The 17,221-nt window shown below is 63.9% G+C and carries 17 protein-coding genes; 2 read left to right on the top strand and 15 right to left on the bottom strand.

The window, feature by feature from the left end; all coding sequences use genetic code 11:
* From iolB to CK215_RS19750, 6 genes are all read right to left on the bottom strand, one after another.
* The gene (gene iolB, locus CK215_RS19775; protein WP_095831934.1) at positions 1-813 is read right to left on the bottom strand and encodes a 5-deoxy-glucuronate isomerase; all 813 of its coding nucleotides are present in this window, start codon (positions 811-813) and stop codon (positions 1-3) included.
* Between the two features lie 14 nt (positions 814-827).
* Positions 828-1,040 (bottom strand): hypothetical protein, encoded by a 213-nt coding sequence (locus CK215_RS19770; RefSeq protein ID WP_067003268.1) that lies wholly within the window; start codon positions 1,038-1,040, stop codon positions 828-830.
* 63 nt (positions 1,041-1,103) lie between these two features.
* The gene (gene iolE, locus CK215_RS19765; protein ID WP_095831893.1) at positions 1,104-2,018 is read right to left on the bottom strand and encodes a myo-inosose-2 dehydratase; all 915 of its coding nucleotides are present in this window, start codon (positions 2,016-2,018) and stop codon (positions 1,104-1,106) included.
* Between the two features lie 173 nt (positions 2,019-2,191).
* Positions 2,192-4,042: a 3D-(3,5/4)-trihydroxycyclohexane-1,2-dione acylhydrolase (decyclizing) gene (gene iolD, locus CK215_RS19760; protein WP_095831892.1), complete on the bottom strand. Its 1,851-nt coding sequence runs from the start codon at positions 4,040-4,042 to the stop codon at positions 2,192-2,194.
* Positions 4,043-4,093: 51 nt separating this feature from the next.
* Entirely contained in the window at positions 4,094-6,028 is a 1,935-nt protein-coding gene (gene iolC / locus CK215_RS19755; protein ID WP_095831891.1) for a 5-dehydro-2-deoxygluconokinase, read from the bottom strand.
* A 155-nt stretch (positions 6,029-6,183) separates the two neighbouring features.
* Positions 6,184-7,029: a MurR/RpiR family transcriptional regulator gene (locus CK215_RS19750; RefSeq protein WP_170950336.1), complete on the bottom strand. Its 846-nt coding sequence runs from the start codon at positions 7,027-7,029 to the stop codon at positions 6,184-6,186.
* A gap of 158 nt (positions 7,030-7,187) precedes the next feature.
* Between CK215_RS19750 and CK215_RS19745 the strand changes: the two genes are divergently transcribed.
* Complete coding sequence (locus CK215_RS19745; protein WP_095831890.1) at positions 7,188-8,297, top strand: Gfo/Idh/MocA family oxidoreductase; 1,110 nt, start codon at positions 7,188-7,190, stop codon at positions 8,295-8,297.
* A 12-nt stretch (positions 8,298-8,309) separates the two neighbouring features.
* Here the strand turns inward: CK215_RS19745 and CK215_RS19740 are convergent, their stop codons facing one another.
* Positions 8,310-9,011 (bottom strand): YafY family protein, encoded by a 702-nt coding sequence (locus CK215_RS19740; RefSeq protein WP_095782142.1) that lies wholly within the window; start codon positions 9,009-9,011, stop codon positions 8,310-8,312.
* Between the two features lie 128 nt (positions 9,012-9,139).
* Between CK215_RS19740 and CK215_RS19735 the strand changes: the two genes are divergently transcribed.
* A complete protein-coding gene (locus CK215_RS19735; protein ID WP_095776900.1) occupies positions 9,140-9,775 on the top strand; it encodes a LysE family translocator in 636 nt (211 codons plus the stop codon).
* A gap of 21 nt (positions 9,776-9,796) precedes the next feature.
* Here the strand turns inward: CK215_RS19735 and CK215_RS19730 are convergent, their stop codons facing one another.
* From CK215_RS19730 to CK215_RS19695, 8 genes are all read right to left on the bottom strand, one after another.
* Positions 9,797-10,888 carry a 3-deoxy-7-phosphoheptulonate synthase gene (locus CK215_RS19730; protein ID WP_067002870.1) on the bottom strand — a complete coding sequence of 364 codons (1,092 nt, stop codon included), beginning with the start codon at positions 10,886-10,888 and terminating at the stop codon, positions 9,797-9,799.
* A 286-nt stretch (positions 10,889-11,174) separates the two neighbouring features.
* A complete protein-coding gene (locus CK215_RS19725) occupies positions 11,175-11,597 on the bottom strand; it encodes a type II toxin-antitoxin system VapC family toxin (RefSeq protein WP_095776898.1) in 423 nt (140 codons plus the stop codon).
* On the bottom strand, positions 11,594-11,860 hold the full coding sequence (locus CK215_RS19720; protein ID WP_095776897.1) for a type II toxin-antitoxin system Phd/YefM family antitoxin: 267 nt from the start codon (positions 11,858-11,860) through the stop codon (positions 11,594-11,596). Before CK215_RS19720 ends, CK215_RS19725 begins: the two co-directional genes overlap by 4 nt.
* A 156-nt stretch (positions 11,861-12,016) precedes the next feature.
* Positions 12,017-12,811 (bottom strand): SDR family oxidoreductase, encoded by a 795-nt coding sequence (locus CK215_RS19715; protein WP_067002874.1) that lies wholly within the window; start codon positions 12,809-12,811, stop codon positions 12,017-12,019.
* Positions 12,812-12,842: 31 nt separating this feature from the next.
* Positions 12,843-13,835, bottom strand: a complete 993-nt coding sequence (gene iolG / locus CK215_RS19710) for an inositol 2-dehydrogenase (RefSeq protein ID WP_095799068.1) — start codon at positions 13,833-13,835, stop codon at positions 12,843-12,845.
* 83 nt (positions 13,836-13,918) lie between these two features.
* The gene (locus tag CK215_RS19705) at positions 13,919-14,689 is read right to left on the bottom strand and encodes an ATP-binding cassette domain-containing protein (protein ID WP_067003269.1); all 771 of its coding nucleotides are present in this window, start codon (positions 14,687-14,689) and stop codon (positions 13,919-13,921) included.
* Between the two features lie 2 nt (positions 14,690-14,691).
* Positions 14,692-15,768 (bottom strand): ABC transporter permease, encoded by a 1,077-nt coding sequence (locus CK215_RS19700; protein WP_095799067.1) that lies wholly within the window; start codon positions 15,766-15,768, stop codon positions 14,692-14,694.
* A 180-nt stretch (positions 15,769-15,948) separates the two neighbouring features.
* A complete protein-coding gene (locus tag CK215_RS19695) occupies positions 15,949-16,890 on the bottom strand; it encodes a sugar ABC transporter substrate-binding protein (RefSeq protein WP_067002877.1) in 942 nt (313 codons plus the stop codon).
* Positions 16,891-17,221: the final 331 nt, after the last annotated feature.

Here is a 17,221-nt window from a genome sequence, read left to right as displayed (position 1 = left end):
TCACGCCTTCATCAGCCACTCATGCTCGGCGGCGTTGTGGAATTTCCACGTCCGCTTCGGGCCGGCCATGACGTTGAGATAATAGAGATCATAGCCGTGGCAGGCCGCACACGGGTGGTAGCCCTTCGGCACCAGCACGACATCGCCGTCCTCGATCGCCATCGCCTCGTCCAGATCGCGCACGCCATTTCTGTCGGCGTCGGTGTAGACGCGCTGGAAGGCGAAACCCTGCGGCGGGTCGAGGCGGTGGTAGTAGGTCTCCTCAAGATAGGACTCGGCCGGCAGATTGTCCTGGTCGTGTTTGTGCGGCGGATAGCTGGAGGTATGGCCGCCGGGCGTGATGACCTCGACCACCAGCAGCGAGTCGGCCGGCTTGCCCTCGGGCAGGATGTTGGTGACGTAACGGGTATTGGTGCCCTTGCCGCGCACTTCCTGACCGAGATCGTCGGGCGCAATGACGCGGGCGGGCAGGCCGCCGCCAAGACCGGGCGCCGAGCAGACGGCAAGCTCCAGTTCGGTGTCGGCGGTCACCGACCAGTCGGAGCCTTGCGGCACATAGACCGACCAGGGTTTGCCCTTGAAGGGCGACATGCGCTTGCCGAGCAGGCCGAGATCCTTGCCGCCGGCCGCAGCCTTGCCCTTGCCGGTGACGAACACCAGGCAGACCTCGCGCTCGCCCGTCTCGCCGGCGGCCGTCTCGCCCGGCCGCAACCGGTGGAGATCGAAACCCACGTAAGTCCAGCCCGCGCTTTGCGGGGTGACGTGGGCGACGTGGCCGTGGCCCTTGTCGGCCTTGACGAGCAGTTTCGACATTTTTGTCTCCTGGGTCATTCCTTCGGCTCGGCCGGAGGCTTGGGCTCCTCGGCCGGCTTGTAGAGGTAGAAGAACTGCCACACCGCGTAACCGGCGAAGCCGAGCGCGATTACCCCCCAGAACGGCGTGCCGGAGGCGAATTCGATCACCGACCAGATTAGGCAGACGGCGACGACGGCAATGCGCCGCCACAGCGGTCGGAAGAAGGGGTGCTCATAGTCTTTCATCGCGCCAATCCGGGACTTGTCCAAACGCATCAGATAGACCGAGCGGCCGGACGAATCCACCGTTTACGCCGGGAAGCCCTGCGTCTCGACCGTATAGCCGGCGGCCGTCATCACCCGCATCAGCTCCTTATGGCCGACCTCAGCCATCCTCAGCGGCGGGTTCTTTTTCGGATCCTGCTCGGCCTCGACCACGAACCAGCCTTCATAGCCGTAGTCGGCGAAGCGCTGGACGATCGCGCCGAAATCGAGCGAGCCGTCGCCGGGCACGGTGAAGGCGCCGAGCGCGACGGCATCGAGGAAGGACTGTTTCGTGCGGTCGAGCCCGTCGATCACGTTCATGCGCACGTCCTTCACATGGACGTGGTTGATGCGCTTGTGGTGGTTGTCGATGGCGCGCAACACATCGCCGCCGGCGAAGGCGAGGTGGCCGGCATCGAGCAGCAGCGGGATGCCCTCGCCGGAATGATGCATGAAGGAATCGAGTTCCGGCTCGGTCTCGACCACGGCCGCCATGTGATGATGGTAGGAAAGCGGCATACCCTGGTCGGCGCACCATTCGCCGAATTCGGTGACGCGGCGGCCATAGGCCTTCATCTCGTCGCCGGAAAGCCGTGGCTTGGTGGCAAGAGGCTTGGAGCGGTCGCTCTGGATGGAGCGGCCGACCTCGCCATAGACGATGCAAGGCGCGTTGACCGCCTTGAACAAGTCGATCATCGGCTGGATGCGATCCTTGTTCTTCGACATGTCCTCATCGACCAGCGTGCCGGAGAACCAGCCGCCGCAGAGCGTGACGTCGGCCTCCTTCAGGATCGGCAGCATCACCTTCGGATCGTTGGGGAAGCGGCGGCCCATCTCCATGCCGGTGAAGCCGGCCGAGCGCGACTGGCGCAAACACTCCTCCAGCGACACATCATCGCTCAATTCCACGAGATCGTCGTTCCACCACGCGATGGGAGACATGCCCAGTTTGGCTTTCAAGTCGTCACTCCAGGTTTGGATCGTTCAACTTTCGCTCATCGGCGCTGCCCTCATCCGCCTGCCGGCACCTTCTCCCTGGAAATGACGGGGAGAAGGGACAGGCTTCAGCGGTGGCGGCCCCCTGCTCCCCGTTCTTCACGGGGAGAGGGCAAGGGTGAGGGGCAGCGCCAGCTTCAATCACCTAAGCTCCGCATGAGCTTTTTCTCGTCATACGCCTTGCGCGCGGCGTTCACCTGCGGCCGCGACGAGACTTCCGGCACGGCAACATCCCACCAGTGGCCGCCGGCCTCGGTCGACACCAGCGGATCGGTGTCGATGACCAGCACGGTGGTCTTGTCGTTGCCCTTCGCCTTGGCGAGCGCCGTCTCGAGTTCAGCAATCGAGGCCACCTTCTCGGCGACGGCGCCGAGGCTGGCCGCATGGGCGGCGAAGTCGACGTCGGGCATCACCTCGTGGCGAGCGTCCTTCAGGAGATTGTTGAAGTTGGCGCCGCCGGTCGCCATCTGCAGCCGGTTGATGCAGCCATAGCCGCGATTGTCGAGCAACACGATGGTGAGCTTCAGGCCGAGCATCGCCGACGTCGCGATCTCGGAATTGAGCATCAGATAGGAGCCGTCGCCGACCATGACGACGACTTCCTGGTCGGGTTTCGCCATCTTGACGCCGAGCCCGCCGGCGATCTCGTAGCCCATGGTCGAGAAGCCGTATTCGGCGTGATAGGAACCGGGCGCGCCCGCTTGCCAGAGCTTGTGCAATTCGCCGGGCAGCCCGCCGGCGGCATGCAAAAGCGTGACGCCCGAGCCCATCGCGCGCTGCACGGCGCCGATCACCTGCGCGTCGGAGGGATAGGCGGCGTTGGTCGAGGCCGTCACCTTGGCGGCAGCAGCCTGCCATTCCGTCTTGCCCTTCAGCGCACTGTCGGTCCAGGCGGTCGGCGCCTTCCAGCCCTTCAGCGCGGCGGAAAGCTCGGCGAGCCCTTCGGTGGCGTCGGCAACCAGCGGCAGCGCCCAGTGCTTGCCGGCATCGAAGACCTGGGTATTGAGCCCGATGATGGTGCGGCCGGCATTCTTGAACAGCGCCCAGGAGCCGGTGGTGAAGTCCTGCAGCCTGGTGCCGACGGCAAGAACCACATCGGCCTCTTCCGCCAGCCGGTTGGCCGCTGATGTGCCGGTGACGCCGACGGCCGCCATGTTGAGCGGATGATCGTCGGGCAGCGAGGATTTGCCGGCTTGGGTCTCGCAAACCGGAATGCCGGCGCCCTGCACCAGCTTGGCCAGCTCTCCGGAAGCCTGCGAATAGAGGACGCCGCCGCCGGCGATCACCAGCGGCTTCTTGGCGTTCTTCAGGGCCGCCACGGCGACGGCCAGTTCGTTGCGATCCGGGCGCAGCCGGCGCGGCGTCCAGACGCGCTCGGCAAACAGGCTTTCCGGATAATCATAGGCCTCCGCCTGCACGTCCTGGCAGAGCGAAAGCGTGACCGGGCCGCATTCGGCCGGATCGGTCAGCACCTGCATGGCGCGGTTCAGCGCCGGGATGATCTGCTCCGGCCGCGTGATGCGGTCGAAATAGCGCGAGACGGGGCGGAAGCAATCGTTGACGCTCGCCGTGCCGTCGGAGAAATCTTCGGCCTGCTGCAGCACCGGGTCGGGCAAGCGGTTGGCGAAGACATCGCCGGGAAGCAGCAGCACCGGTAAGCGATTGACGTGGGCGAGCGCCGCAGCCGTCACCATGTTGAGCGCGCCGGGGCCGATCGAGGTGGTCGCGGCCATGAAGCGGCGGCGGAAATTCGCCTTGCCGTAAGCAATCGCCGCATGCGCCATCGCCTGCTCGTTATGGGCGCGGAAGGTCGGCAGCTCGTCGCGGACCTGGTAGAGCGCCTCGCCGATGCCGGCGACATTGCCGTGGCCGAAGATCGCCCAGACGCCGCCGAAGATCGGCACCTTCTTGCCGTCGATCTCGGTCATCTGGCGGCTGAGAAAGCGGGTCAGCGCCTGCGCCATCGTCAGGCGAACGGTCTTGGTCATTGTCGTTTCCTCCGGCTTTCCCTGTGCCGCCTAATATGCTGCCCGTTCTTCTTATGCTGCTTTGCGGCCGCGCGCTGCAAGCCATGCCTCGGTCAATTGCTCGAAGCGCGAGGCCATGTCGGCGACAGCCTCGTCATCCGAGATCTTGCCGGCCAGCCATTGTTCGGCGGCATTGACAAAGATGGTGCGACCGACGGCAAATCCCTTGACGATGGGCGCATTGGCGGTGGCGGCAAAGGCGGCGACCAGCTCATCCTGCGGCGCCTCCAGACCGAGCAGCACGACGCCGCGGCACCACGGATCATTCTTGACGATCACCTGCTCTATCCTGGCCCAGGCGCCTGCCGAGGCCTGCGGCTCGAGCTTCCACCAGTCGGGCTTGATGCCCAGCGCATAGAGGTCTTCAAGGGCGCGCGGAATGGTGGTGTCGTCGAGCGTGCCGTGCTTGCCGGCGATGATCTCGACGAGCAGTTCCCTGCCGACTTTCCGCGCCGCCTCGAACAGGGTCCGCAGTTTTTGCTGCTGCTCTGTCTTCAGCGCTTCCGGATCATCCGGATGATAGAAGCAGAGGCACTTGATGCAATGGTCGACCGGCCATTCGGTGAGCTGCGAGCCGATGTCCTGCGAAAACTCGAAGCGCAGCGGCCGCGATCCGGGCAGCTCGACCGGCCGACCTAACCAGGCAAAGGGATGGCGGACGAACTCGAACATGGCATCGCGGCCGTATTTCTCATCGATCAGCATGCCGTAGCCGTCGCGACCGGCGGCGACCTTGGCCGCCGCCTTGACGGTGAGCACCTTGAAGTCGGGGATGCGCGAGACATCTGCACCGACCCTGGCGGCGACATCTTCCAGCTGGACGCGATGGTCGCAAGCGAGCGCCATCAGCGAAGGGATGTCGCGCCGGCGCGTCGTCGCCCAGTGGATGTGGTTGATCGCCTCGTCCTTGCGCAGCGCCAGATGCTTGCTGCCGTGCTTCAGAAAGAACTGCAGCTCTTCGAAGGTGGGATATTCCGGCGCGCATAGCAGGCGCGACACGGCGAAGGCGCCGCAGGCATTGGCCCAGGTCGCCGCCGTGGCAAAGCTTTCGCCGCCGAGCCAGCCGCGCAGGAAGCCCGACATGAAGGCGTCGCCGGCGCCGAGCACGTTGTAAATCTCGATCGGGAAGCCCTCGCCGACGACGCCGTCCTCGAGGTCGTCGCTGATCGGCCCGTCATAGACGATGCAGCCTTTGGCACCGCGCTTGAGCACGATGGTAGCGGCCGACAGCGTGCGGATCGTCTTAAGCGCGCTCAGACAATCGTCGGCGCCGGAGGCGATCATGATTTCCTCCTCGGTGCCGACGATGAGGTCGCAATCGGGCAGCACCGTCTTCAGCTGCGCCGAGACCCGGTCCGACTTGACGTAGCGCTCGAAGCCCTCGGCATGGCCAGCGAGCCCCCAGAGGTTCGGGCGGTAGTCGATGTCGAACACGACCTTGCCGCCCTTGGCCTTCATCAAACGGATCGCCTTGCGCTGTGCGGCATCCGAGTTGGGACGCGAGAAATGGGTGCCGGTGACGACCACGGCGCGCGCCGAGGCGATGAAAGCCTCGTCGATGTCCTCTTCGGCGAGCGCCATATCGGCGCAATCCGAACGATAAAAAATCATCGGCGAGACGCCTTCGTCCTCGACGGAAAGCAGCACCAGCGCCGTCAGCCGTTCCTTGTCGGTCTTCAGGCCGTCGACCGAGACGCCCTCACGCCTGAGCTGCTCGCGGATGAAGCGGCCCATCTGCTCGTCGCCGACGCGAGTGAGCAGCGCCGAGCGCAGGCCGAGCCTTGCCGTGCCGACGGAGATATTGGCCGGGCAGCCGCCGACCGACTTGGCGAAGGAGGTTATATCCTCCAGACGCGAGCCGATCTGCTGGCCGTAGAGATCGACAGAGGCGCGGCCGATCGTGATGACGTCGAGCGGCGGATATTTCGCTTCCACGGCTTCGCCCATTCGAACCTCCCATCGGCTTTGTTGTGCAGAGCAGCGTCGTTTTGGGCAGCACGCGCGAACGGCGGCGTGACACCGTCAATATGAAATAATAATTCCAATCCATAGTCAATATGGAATGAGTGTTCCCTGATGGAAAAACGCCCGTTCGGGGCCGCTCAGGCCTTGCGCCTGCGGCCGGCGTCGCGCCGCTTTTCGCCGACGGCAACGGTCAGCGCCATGGCAAGCGCCATCGTTGCCGACAAAGAGCGGAAGCCGCCGAAATCGGATTCGGCCACCTCGAACCAGACCTTGGCGAATTGGGCGAGCGGCGAGAACGAGCTGTCGGTGATGGCGACGATGGGCACGCCCTGCTCGGCGATCGAGCGCGTCTCCTCGATGGTCGCAGGCGCGTAAGGCGAGAAGCTGATGGCGATGACGGCGTCGCGCGGCGTGGCGAAGCCGATCATCTCGGCGTTCAAGCCCGCGGCCGACTCGATCAGTTGGTTGCGGATCTTGAGCTTGCCAAGCGCGTAGGCGATGTAGGAGGCGACCGGATAGGAGCGGCGCTTGGCTAGCACATAGATTGTCTCGGCCTTTGCCAGCAGCGTGATCGCCTGTTCGAAATGCGCATCGTTCAGCGCGCGCGAAATGTCGCTGAGCGAGGTGCTGGCGGCAGCCACGAAGCCGTCGAAGATCGCCCGGTGTCCAGCGCCTTCCTCGGCCTTGGCGCGCAGTGCCGCCAACCGCTCGTCATAGGAGGAATTGCGTTCGCGCAGCCGCTCGCGAAACACCTGCTGCAGGCTAGTGAAACCATCGAAGCCGAGCTGCTGGGCGAAGCGGATCAACGTCGAGGGCTGGACGCCGGCGGAAGCCGCGATACTCGCCGCCGTGCCGAAGGCGATGTCGTCGGGATTGTCCAGCGCATAGGCGGCGATCTGCGCGATGCGCTTGGGCAGACTGGTGCGCCGCTCCAGGATCGTCGTGCGCAAGGTCTCGAAATCGCGAGGCACCCGTCCGTCCATCGTCGCTCCGCCCACGGCCATGCTGGTGTTCCCTCTCCTGCCTCATCATAGCGGTTTCGCGCAAGAACACCATAAAAAATGATTTGGACGTTCCATTCTCGGCTGAAATGGATTAATTCATCCATGCGAATTCTTCCCCTTCAGCGGAGACAATCGACATGGTCGGAGTGGGCCTCATCGGCACGGGCTTCATGGGCAAGTGCCACGCCATTGCCTGGAACGCGGTCGGCACCGTCTTTCCCGATGTCGAGAAGGCGAGGCTGGTGCATCTGGGTGAGGTCAATGACGAGCTTGCAAAGCGCAAAGCGGCCGAGTTCGGCTTCACTCGAGGCTCGGGCGACTGGCGTGCCGTCGTCAACGATCCGGAGGTCGATGTCGTGTCGCTGACCACGCCCAACCAGTTCCATCCTGAAATGGCGATCGCCATCCTCGAAGCCGGCAAGCATCTGTGGTGCGAGAAGCCGATGGCACCGAGTTTTGCCGAGGCCGAGGCGATGGCAAAGGCAGCGACCAAATCCGGCAAGGCTGCCGTGCTCGGCTACAACTACATTCAGAACCCGGCCATCCGCCACATCGGCGCGCTGCTCGAGGAAAAGATCATCGGCGATGTCAATCTCGTGCGCATCGAGATGGACGAGGATTTCATGGCCGATCCCGAGGCGCTGTTCTTCTGGAAGCATGAGGCGGCTTCCGGTTATGGCGCGCTCGACGATTTCGCGGTGCATCCGCTGTCGCTGATCAAAGTGCTGTTCGGCCGCGTCGCTCGCGTCATGTGCGACATGGCGAAACCCTATGCCGACCGGCGCGTCGCCTCCGGCGGCCGCCGTGCGGTCGAGACCTACGATATCGCCAGTGTGCTGATGCATCTGGAGAACGGTGTCGCCGGTACGCTGCTGGTCAATCGCTCGGCCTGGGGCCGCAAGGGCCGTATCGCCCTCCAGATCTTCGGCTCGAAAGGCTCGATCCTCTACGACCAGGAGCGGATGAACGAGTTCCAGCTTTATCTGACCGCCGACCGGCCGACCGAGCAGGGCTACCGCACGATCCTGGTGGCGCCGCACCACAAGCCCTACGATTCCTTCGTGCCGGCGCCCGGCCACGGCCTCGGCTTCAACGACCTCAAGGTGATCGAATGCCGCGAGCTTTTGATGCGGATCGCCGGCAAGCCGGCGCGGATCATCGATTTCGACGAGGGGCTGGAGATCGAGCGCACGGTGCACGCCATGGCGCGATCGTTCCAGGAACAGCGCTGGGTGGATGTGAGGTGAGCCGGCTCGCCTTCAGGTGCCGGCGGCTGCTGCCGCATTGATCTCCCAGCCGTCCACCCAAACCTGCCGCAGTTGATCGCCTTCGCCTTTGAACCACAGGCCGGTCGGCTGGCAATCCTCGATGCGGTCGCTGCGGAAATTGCGGATGGCCTGGCGCAGCTCGCACCAAGCGACGATGTTGGCGGTCTCGGCGTAGTAGATCAGCGCGATCGGGCGGACGATACGCTGTGTGTCGCGGCCGGCTTCGTCGCGGTAGGCGAGGTCGAGCTTCTCCTCGTCGCGGATGGCGCGGCGCACCAGCGCCAGATCGACCGCCGCGGCCGCAGGCGAAAAACCCCAAGCATGAAGAGCGTTGGCGTCGAGCGTCTGGCGCAAGGGCGGCGGCACCGCGCCGGCGATCTTGGCGCCGACGCGCTTTGCCGCCTGCTTGAGCTCGTCGTCGCCGGTGCGTTCGAGCAGCGCCAGCGAGAGCACGATCGCCTCCATCTCCTCGATCGAAAACATCAGCGGCGGCAGGTCGAAGCCGGGGCGCAGGATATAGCCGATGCCGCGCCCGCCCTCGATCGGCACGCGCATCGCCTGCAGGGCTGCGATGTCGCGATAGACGGAGCGCACCGTCACTTCCAGTTGCTCGGCAATCGTCGCCGCGGTCACCGGCTTCTTGGCCAGCCGCAGGATCTGGATGATTTCGAACAGACGCGAGGCCTTACGCATTTTTCCACTCGATCGTAACGCAACTGACACACCCCCGTCAGTTGGGACGACCTATAGGGGCCGCGCATCGGTTTGAAAATCAACAGATTCCTCAGCGTCCTTGGCGGGCGCTGCGACAGGCAACTGACATGAGTTACACGGAAAATCTCTGGCTATTCTTCATCCTGCTGTTCGGCATCATCGCCGTTCCAGGCATGGACATGCTGTTCGTGCTGGCCAATGCGCTGACCGGGGGGCGCGACAGGGGGCTGGCGGCGACCGGCGGCATTATGCTCGGCGGCGTAGTGCATACGTTGAACGGGGCGATCGGCGTCGGGCTGCTGATTCATTTCGTGCCGGTCCTGTTCAAACCGCTGCTGATCGCCGGCGCCGCTTACATGGCCTATATCGGAATTTCGCTGATGCGCAGCTCGATCACCGTCAGCGATGACGGGCCCGCCGGCAGCCGCTCCGCCTGGAAAGCCTTTCGCCAGGGATTGGTCACCTGCCTGATCAACCCCAAGGCCTATCTGTTTATCCTTGCCGTCTATCCGCAGTTCCTGAAGCCGGTTTACGGTCCGATCTGGATGCAGGCGACCATCATGGGACTGCTGACTGTCGTCACACAAGCAGGAATCTACGGCGGCCTCGCCATCACCGCCGGGCGCAGCCGGGCGCTTCTGGTCGGCAATCCGCGGGCAACGGTCATTGCCGGCCGTGCGGCCGGGCTGCTTCTATTCGCGGTCTCGGTATTCACCGCATGGGAAGGGCTGAGGGCGGCGTGAACGCCGCCCTCGCCAGGGTTGTCAGGCGGCGCCCTGACGGGTGGCGAGCAGTTCGCGCTTCACCGACCGGCGCCACTCGACGGCGCCGGCAAGTCCGTGCAGCACCGTTTCGGTGGTCGCCCAATCGATGCAGCCGTCGGTGATGCTCTGGCCGTAGGTGAGCTGCTTGCTGGGCACGACGTCCTGACGGCCGGCGACGAGATTGCTCTCGATCATGACTCCGATGATGCGCTCGTCGCCCGCTGCGACCTGGCCCGCCACGTCGTGCGCGACTTTCGGCTGGTTCTCCGGCTTCTTGCCGCTGTTGGCGTGGCTGACATCGATCATCAGGCGCGGCGCGATGCCGATGCGGCCGAGCTCCGCGGCGGCCGCGTCGACGCTTGCCGCGTCGTAGTTCGGCGCCACGCCGCCACGCAGAATGATATGGCAGTCTTCGTTGCCGGTCGTCGCAGCGATCGCGCTGCGGCCGCCCTTGGTCACCGCCATGAAATGATGCGGCTGCGCCGCCGACTTAACCGCCTCGCCGGCGATTCTCAGATTGCCGTCGGTGCCGTTTTTGAAGCCGACCGGGCAAGAGAGGCCCGACGCCAGCTCGCGGTGGATCTGGCTTTCGGTCGTGCGCGCGCCGATGGCGCCCCAGGCGACGAGGTCGGCGATGTATTGCGGCGTCGTCATGTCGAGGAATTCCGTCGCCGCCGGCAGGCCGAGATTGTTGACGGCGGAAAGCACGTTGCGCGCCATCCGCAAGCCCTTGTCGATGTTGAAGCTGCCGTCGAGATCGGGATCGTTGATCAGGCCCTTCCAGCCGACCGTGGTGCGCGGCTTCTCGAAATAGACGCGCATGACGATCTCGAGCCGGTCGGCCAGGGCCTCGCGCAGCGCCGCCAGACGGCTGGCGTAGTCCACGGCGGCGACCGGATCGTGGATGGAACAAGGGCCGACGATGACGACCAGTCGATCGTCGGCCCCGGTCAGGATGGAATGGATGGCGTTGCGCGAGGCGGCAACGGTGCGCGTCGCCGTGAGCGAGCGCGGTATCTCGCGCATCACGTCGTCCGGCGTGCTCAGGACTTTGAGTTCCTTGACCCGTAGGTCGTCTGTGGTGGTCAACACGGCTTTCTGCTCCTGGTTAGGAGACCTGCCGGCTGAAACGAAAAAGCCGCCAGGTCTGGCGGCTTTTCGGATTAGATGCTGCAATCTTCAGATCGAGCGCAATCCTCCCGCCGCCAGCGAGCTACCGTAGCTAAAGTACCAAAACGAGGCGGTCAGGTGGATCATGCGGCTCATATAGTCGATGCCGAGGCGCTTGTCACGTCCTCATGAAGCTAAGCATTTGCTTGGTTTGCGCCGTGCTCCGTGGCCTCGGGAAAAAAGAGAGCATCATGCAGCGGTTCACGGTTCATGCAGACCATGGATCGAAAAGTTCGATTGCAAAGCCTTCGAAATCCTTCGAATTACGCGTTGCCAAGGTGAGCTGCTTCGCAATCGCGGTGGCGGCGATCAGACCGTCCATCGACGACAGACCGCGACCGCGGCGCTTGGCAAGGCCCATCAGGTCGCCCCAGGCCAAGGCAACGGCTTCGTCCACCGGCAAAACCCTTTGCTCGAAGCGCTGCGGCAAATCTCGAGCGAGCCATTCGGCCAGTGCCTCTCGTTTGCGGCCCTCATCCATGAGGGAAACGCCGCGCCGGATCTCGGCGATCGACACGACGCTGATGAATGATCGATCCTCATCAAGCCCGTCCAGCCACTTTAGAACGCCTACATCCGGCGCCGGCCTCGTCACCTCTGACAGGACATTGGTATCGAGCAGAAGCCTCAAAGCGGCTGATCACGCGGTTCGTCGGCTTGACGCTCAAGGTCGAGATCGGCGCCGCGCAGCGGCGACTCCAGGAGGAACTCCGCAAGCGTTCCTTTGCGGGCGGTCTTCCGCCGCCATTCCTCTGCGGACACGACGACAACGCTTGGTTTGCCGTTACGGGTGATCGTCTGAGGCGAAGATTGCGCCCGATCTATTACCTCCGAGAGCCGGGCCTTTGCCCCAGCGACCGTCCAGCTCGTATCTTCTTTGGGTCCGGGCAGCATCTCAATCTCATGACTATTCTGACCATCTTGACTATACCGGAATAGCAATGCTGCGGCAACAGGGGCTCTCAGGGGCCGGATACCTTTGGGCGCACGAGGCTGATCACATCTGCACCCATAGCTGGCCTGCTTCTGGCGTAAAGCTGCTCGTTGTCACTACTCCCCGATCACGCCAGCTATATTTTGATCATAATCGACCAGCGAGCCGGTCATGACGCCGGCCTGCGGGCTGAGCATATAGGTGATCAGCCGGGCGAGCTGCGCCGGCTTCACCAGCTGACCCATCGGCTGCGCGGCCTCGGCCTTTTCCAGCCAGTCGTCCGGCGCATCGTGCCACTTCTTCTGCACGATCGCCTCGCCCTCGGTGTCCATCCAGCCGGGCAGCACCGCGTTGCAGCGAATGCGGTTTTTCCGGTAGGAGCTGGCGACATTCTTGGTCAGCGTCATCAGCGCGCCCTTGCTGGTCGAATAGGGCGTCAGGAAGGACTGGCCGGCATGCGCCGACATCGACAGCACGTTGACGATCGAGCCCGGCGCCCTGCGCTCCAGGAGATGCGCGACGAGGCCCTGCATCAGGAAAAAGGGGCCGCGCACATTGGTGTCGAAGATCTGATCGAAAAGCTCTTCCGATGTCTCGACCAACGAGCCGCGGGCCGAAGTGGCGGCGGCGTTGACCAGCGCGTTCAAGGTGCCGAAATGCGCGAGCGCCGTTGCGACGGCGCGCTTGCAGTCGGCGACCTTGGCGACATCGGCGCTGATGAAGATGGCGTCGACACCGTTTTTCTTGAGCGCTGCGACCGCCTTGTCGCCCTTCTCCTGCGAGCGGCCGACCAGCGCCAGCGCGCGGCAACCCTCGTCGGCCAAGGCTTCCGCCACGGCGAAGCCGATGCCCTGCGCGCCGCCGGTGACGATGGCGCGCGTTTCTGAATTGCGACCGGCTAGACCGTTCATCGCTCTGCTCCTGTAATCGATTTCAAAACCTTCAGGCGACGCGGACGGTCTTGCCCGTCTTGGCAGACTCCAAGGCCGCATCCGCCAACTTCAAGGCGACCAGCCCGTCCTTGCCGCTCGGCGCCGCCTTCTTGCCGGCAGTCGCGGCGGCGATGAAGGAAGCGATCTCGTTGGCGTAGGCTTCGATGTAGCGGGTCATGAAGAAATCGTGCAGCGGCGGGCGGGTGTAGCCCTTGTCATTGGCGAGCTCGATCGACACCGGCCGCTGATTCTCGGCCGCAACCATGCCCTTCGAGCCGTGCGCCTCGATGCGCTGGTCGTAGCCATAGGTGGCGCGGCGCGAGTTGGAGATGACGGCCTGCTTGCCGGACGCCGTTTCCAGAATGACGCTGACGGAATCGAAATCGCCCGCTTCGCCGATCTTCTTGTCGACCAGCACCGAGGCGTGCGCGCTGACCGCCACCGGCTCTTCGCCGAGCAGGAAGCGCGCCATGTCGAAATCATGGATGGTCATATCGCGAAAAATGCCGCCGGATCGCGCGATGTAGTCGAGCGGCGGCGCGCCCGGATCGCGCGAGGTGATGGTGACCATCTCGACATCGCCGATGGCGCCGTCGTCGATCGCCTTGCGGACGGCGGCGAAATGCGGGTCGAAGCGGCGGTTGAAGCCGACCATCAGCGTAGCGCCGGCCTTGTCGACCACGGCCAGGCACTGCTCGACGCGCTTGACGTCGAGGTCGATCGGCTTCTCGCAGAAGATCGCCTTGCCGGCCCTGGCGAAGCGCTCGATGAGGTCGGCGTGAGTGTCGGTCGGCGTGCAGATGATGACGGCGTCGATGTCCTTGGCCTGCTCGATGGCGTCGATGCTGCGCACCTCGGCCCCATAGGCGGAGGCAAGCTCCGTCGCCGCTTTCTCGAAGGCGTCCGCCACGGCCACCAGCTTGGCCTGCGGGTTTGAGGCTACGGCGCGGGCATGCACCTTGCCGATACGGCCGGCGCCGAGAAGAGCGAAGCGGAGAGTCATGGAATGTCCTTTGAGGGTGGCTCTAAAACGTGTCCGCGCCGGCCGGCGCGGACGATTTGGTCTGGTCCCGTCGTGGCGCCTGGTCAGGCGGCCTGAAGCTCCGCCTGCCCGGTCTTGGCGCCGGTGATGTAAGCGACGATGTCGTTGCCGTCGGTGTCCTGCTTGCGCAAATTGGCGACGATGCGGCCGCGCCGGAAGACGACGATGCGGTCGACCAGGTCGAAGACCTGGCGCATGTTGTGGCTGATCAGGATCAGCGGCTCGCCGTTCTCCTTCAGCGTGCGGATGATGTTTTCGACCTGCGCCGTTTCCTGCACGCCGAGCGCTGCGGTCGGCTCGTCCATGATGATCAGCTTGGAGGCGAAGGTTGCGGTCCTGGCGATCGCCACGCATTGGCGCTGGCCGCCCGACATGTGGCGGATGGTGCTGGAAAGGTTCGGGATCTTCACCGCGGTGCGGATCAGCGCCGCCTCCGTCGCCCTGCGCATCGCCTTGCGGTCGAGAATCGAGAAGGGGCCGAGGTTGAAAAGCACCTTCTCCCGGCCGAGGAAGAGGTTCGACGGCACGTCAAGGTCGTCGGCCAGAGCCAGGTTCTGGAACACGGTCTCGATGCCGGCCTCGCGCGCCTCGATCGGGCCGGCGAAGTTCACTTCCTTGCCGTCGAACCAGATCTTGCCGTCGGTGCGCTGCTCGACGCCGGTGATCTGGCGCACGAAGGTCGACTTGCCGGCGCCGTTGTCGCCCATGATGGCGACATGCTCGCCCTTGCGCAGCTCGAAATTCGCCTCCTGCAGCGCGTGAACGCCGCCATAATGCTTGGTGAGGTTTTCGGTCTTCAGAACGATATCGGACATGGTCAAGCTCCTATCGCCCGGCGGCGCTGGCGCCATTGATCAAGAACGACCGCGCCGACAATGATCACGCCCTTGACCATCTCCTGGTAGTAGGCGTCGAGGCGCAGGAAGGTGAAGCCGGAAATGATAACGCCGAAGATCAGCGAGCCGATCACCGTGCCTATGATAGACCCGCGGCCGCCCGAGAGCGAGACGCCGCCGATGACCGCCATGGCGATGGCGTCGAGCTCGTACATCACGCCCATGCCGGCCTGGGCGGTGAGGTTCTTGGAGGAAAGCACCACCGCGGCGATCGAGGCGAGGATGCCGGCAATCACATAGACCAGCACCTTGTGGTTGGCGATCTTGATGCCGGACATGCGCGCGGCATCCTCGTTGGAGCCGATGGCGTAACAATGCTTGCCGTATCGGGTGTAGCTCAGGATGAGCTGGAACAGGATCGCCAGTGAAATGAAGATGATGACCGGCATCAGCCCCTTGCCGATGGCCGCGAAGCTGTCGGTCGGGAACGAGATCGGCTGGCCCTTCGACCACCATTTTGCGATGCCGCGCGCCGTGACCATCATGCCGAGCGTGGCGATGAACGGCGGAATGCGGGTGTAGGCGATCAGGGCACCGTTGATCAGGCCGGCAATCAGCCCGCAGCCGATCGCGACCAGAAGCGGCACGATGACCGGCAGGTCGGTCCAGCCATAGGCGATGAACATCGCCTTGGGGTTGGGATTGCCGTTGACGGTCGCAACCTGCGCGAAACTCATGGCGATCATGGCGGTGGCGCCGACGATTGAGCCCGAGGACAGGTCGATGCCGCCGCAGATGATCACCTGCGTGACGCCGATGGCGATGATGCCGACGATCGACACCTGCAGGATGATGATCTGCAGCCGCTGCTCGTTGAAGATAGCATCGACGTTATCGCGGGTGTTGAAGAGGAAGCTGTCGCCGAGGAAGACGCGGCCGATCAGCTCGAATGCGCCGACCAGGATGACCAGCGCCAGAAACACGTTGAACTCGGCAGGCCAGGGGCGCTTCTTGGCGTCATAGCTCAGCCCGCCAATGCCATGCGATGTCTGTGACACGTCTTCTTCCTCCGAATGACCGCGCCCGCTCTCCAGCCCGGTCGGGCGGGAGAAGGAAGGGAGCGACGCTGCTCTGTCTGCAGCCGATTTCAGCCAACTCGATGCGTCGGAGCGCCGCTCCAGGGTTTGTCCTCACGCAAGTCCGTACGGAAAACTTCCTGGAATTGCGTTGGCGCGGCGTCAGTTCTTCTTCAGGAACTTGTCGATGTTCGCCGGCGTCACGAGCTGGAAGGGGATGTAGACCTTGCGCTCCACCTTCTCGCCCTTGGAGAGCTTCAGCGCCGCATCGAGCGCGCCCGCGCCTTGGCCAGCCGCATCCTGGAAGACCGTGACGTCGAGATCGCCCGCCTGCATCGCGGCCAGCGCGTCCTGGGTTGCGTCGACGCCGCCGACCACGACCGACTTCATGTCGATATTGGCGGCCTTCATCGCCTGGATGGCGCCGATGGCGCTTTCGTCATTGTTGGCGATGACGCCGTCGAACGGCTTGCCGGACGACAGCCAGTTGGTCATCAGGTTCTGCGCTTCGTCACGCTTCCAGTTCGAGGTCTGCTTGTCGATGATCTTGATGAAGTTGCAGTCCGGCGTGGCAATCACTTCATCGATATCCTTGGTGCGCTGCACCGCCGCCTGATTGGAAAGCTCGCCCATGATCACATAGACATTGGCTTCCTTCTTGCCGGCTTCCTTGAACAGCCGGCAGATTTCCTTGGTCTCGAGCGTGCCGGACTCGGCCTCATTGGACGCGACGAAAGCCTGGTTGTCGGGCAGCTTGTCGACATTGACCGGCTCGCGGTTGACATAGACCAGCGGGATCTTGGCCGCGGCCGCCGCATCCGACATCGCCTGGGTGGCCGAAGTGTCGACCGGGTTGACGATGATCGCGTCGACGCCCGAAGCGGCGAAGTTCTTGATCTGGTCGAGCTGCTTGGCCACGTCGTTCTGCGCGTCCTCGACCTGCAGTTCGACGCCGTCCATGCCCTTGGCCTGTGCGATCATGCCGTTGCGCAGCACGGTCAGGAAATTGTCGTCGAAAAGAGCCATCGAGACGCCGATCTTGGCGGCGAAGGCGGACGAACACATCAGCGCCGAAAGCGCGACGCCCAAAAGCAGTTTCTTCATTTTAGTTTCTCCTCCACTTGGTGTCCGGCTGCACCGATTGAACCGGAATCCCCGATGTTACCGGGGAATCTCTCCCATGGCCCTTCCGGCGGCGTTTTCCTCGCATAATGGAACGCCTGGTCCTCTGTTTGAAACAGATGTTCCGGAACGAAAGAACCAAAATACCCAGTTGGTGAAATATTTATTCCATTTCGCTTGCAGCCGTCAAGGGAGATTCGAAATGGACGTGCCGGTTTTTCGATGGAGGCAAGCGTGCAGCGCCCTCGCGGCCGGACATGCAAACGTTCTGCGGCGGACTTCCGGGCGATTTCACGGCGCGAAAGAATTCCAT

Origin of the sequence: Mesorhizobium sp. WSM3864 (assembly GCF_002294955.1) — a bacterium.
GTDB lineage: Bacteria > Pseudomonadota > Alphaproteobacteria > Rhizobiales > Rhizobiaceae > Mesorhizobium.
This window is presented reverse-complemented; position numbering and strand designations above follow the sequence as displayed.

Bases quoted from the DNA above. Each gene is read 5' to 3' on its own strand.
- CK215_RS19695 (WP_067002877.1), bottom strand. From the start codon at position 16,890: ATGAAGAAACTGCTTTTGGGCGTCGCGCTTTCGGCGCTGATGTGTTCG.
- CK215_RS19740 (WP_095782142.1), bottom strand. From the start codon at position 9,011: ATGCGTAAGGCCTCGCGTCTGTTCGAAATCATCCAGATCCTGCGGCTG.
- iolG (WP_095799068.1), bottom strand. From the start codon at position 13,835: ATGACTCTCCGCTTCGCTCTTCTCGGCGCCGGCCGTATCGGCAAGGTG.
- CK215_RS19735 (WP_095776900.1), top strand. From the start codon at position 9,140: ATGAGTTACACGGAAAATCTCTGGCTATTCTTCATCCTGCTGTTCGGC.
- iolB (WP_095831934.1), bottom strand. From the start codon at position 813: ATGTCGAAACTGCTCGTCAAGGCCGACAAGGGCCACGGCCACGTCGCC.
- CK215_RS19745 (WP_095831890.1), top strand. From the start codon at position 7,188: ATGGTCGGAGTGGGCCTCATCGGCACGGGCTTCATGGGCAAGTGCCAC.
- CK215_RS19750 (WP_170950336.1), bottom strand. From the start codon at position 7,029: ATGGACGGACGGGTGCCTCGCGATTTCGAGACCTTGCGCACGACGATC.
- CK215_RS19705 (WP_067003269.1), bottom strand. From the start codon at position 14,689: ATGTCCGATATCGTTCTGAAGACCGAAAACCTCACCAAGCATTATGGC.
- CK215_RS19715 (WP_067002874.1), bottom strand. From the start codon at position 12,811: ATGAACGGTCTAGCCGGTCGCAATTCAGAAACGCGCGCCATCGTCACC.
- iolD (WP_095831892.1), bottom strand. From the start codon at position 4,042: ATGACCAAGACCGTTCGCCTGACGATGGCGCAGGCGCTGACCCGCTTT.
- CK215_RS19720 (WP_095776897.1), bottom strand. From the start codon at position 11,860: ATGCTGCCCGGACCCAAAGAAGATACGAGCTGGACGGTCGCTGGGGCA.
- iolC (WP_095831891.1), bottom strand. From the start codon at position 6,028: ATGGGCGAAGCCGTGGAAGCGAAATATCCGCCGCTCGACGTCATCACG.
- CK215_RS19770 (WP_067003268.1), bottom strand. From the start codon at position 1,040: ATGAAAGACTATGAGCACCCCTTCTTCCGACCGCTGTGGCGGCGCATT.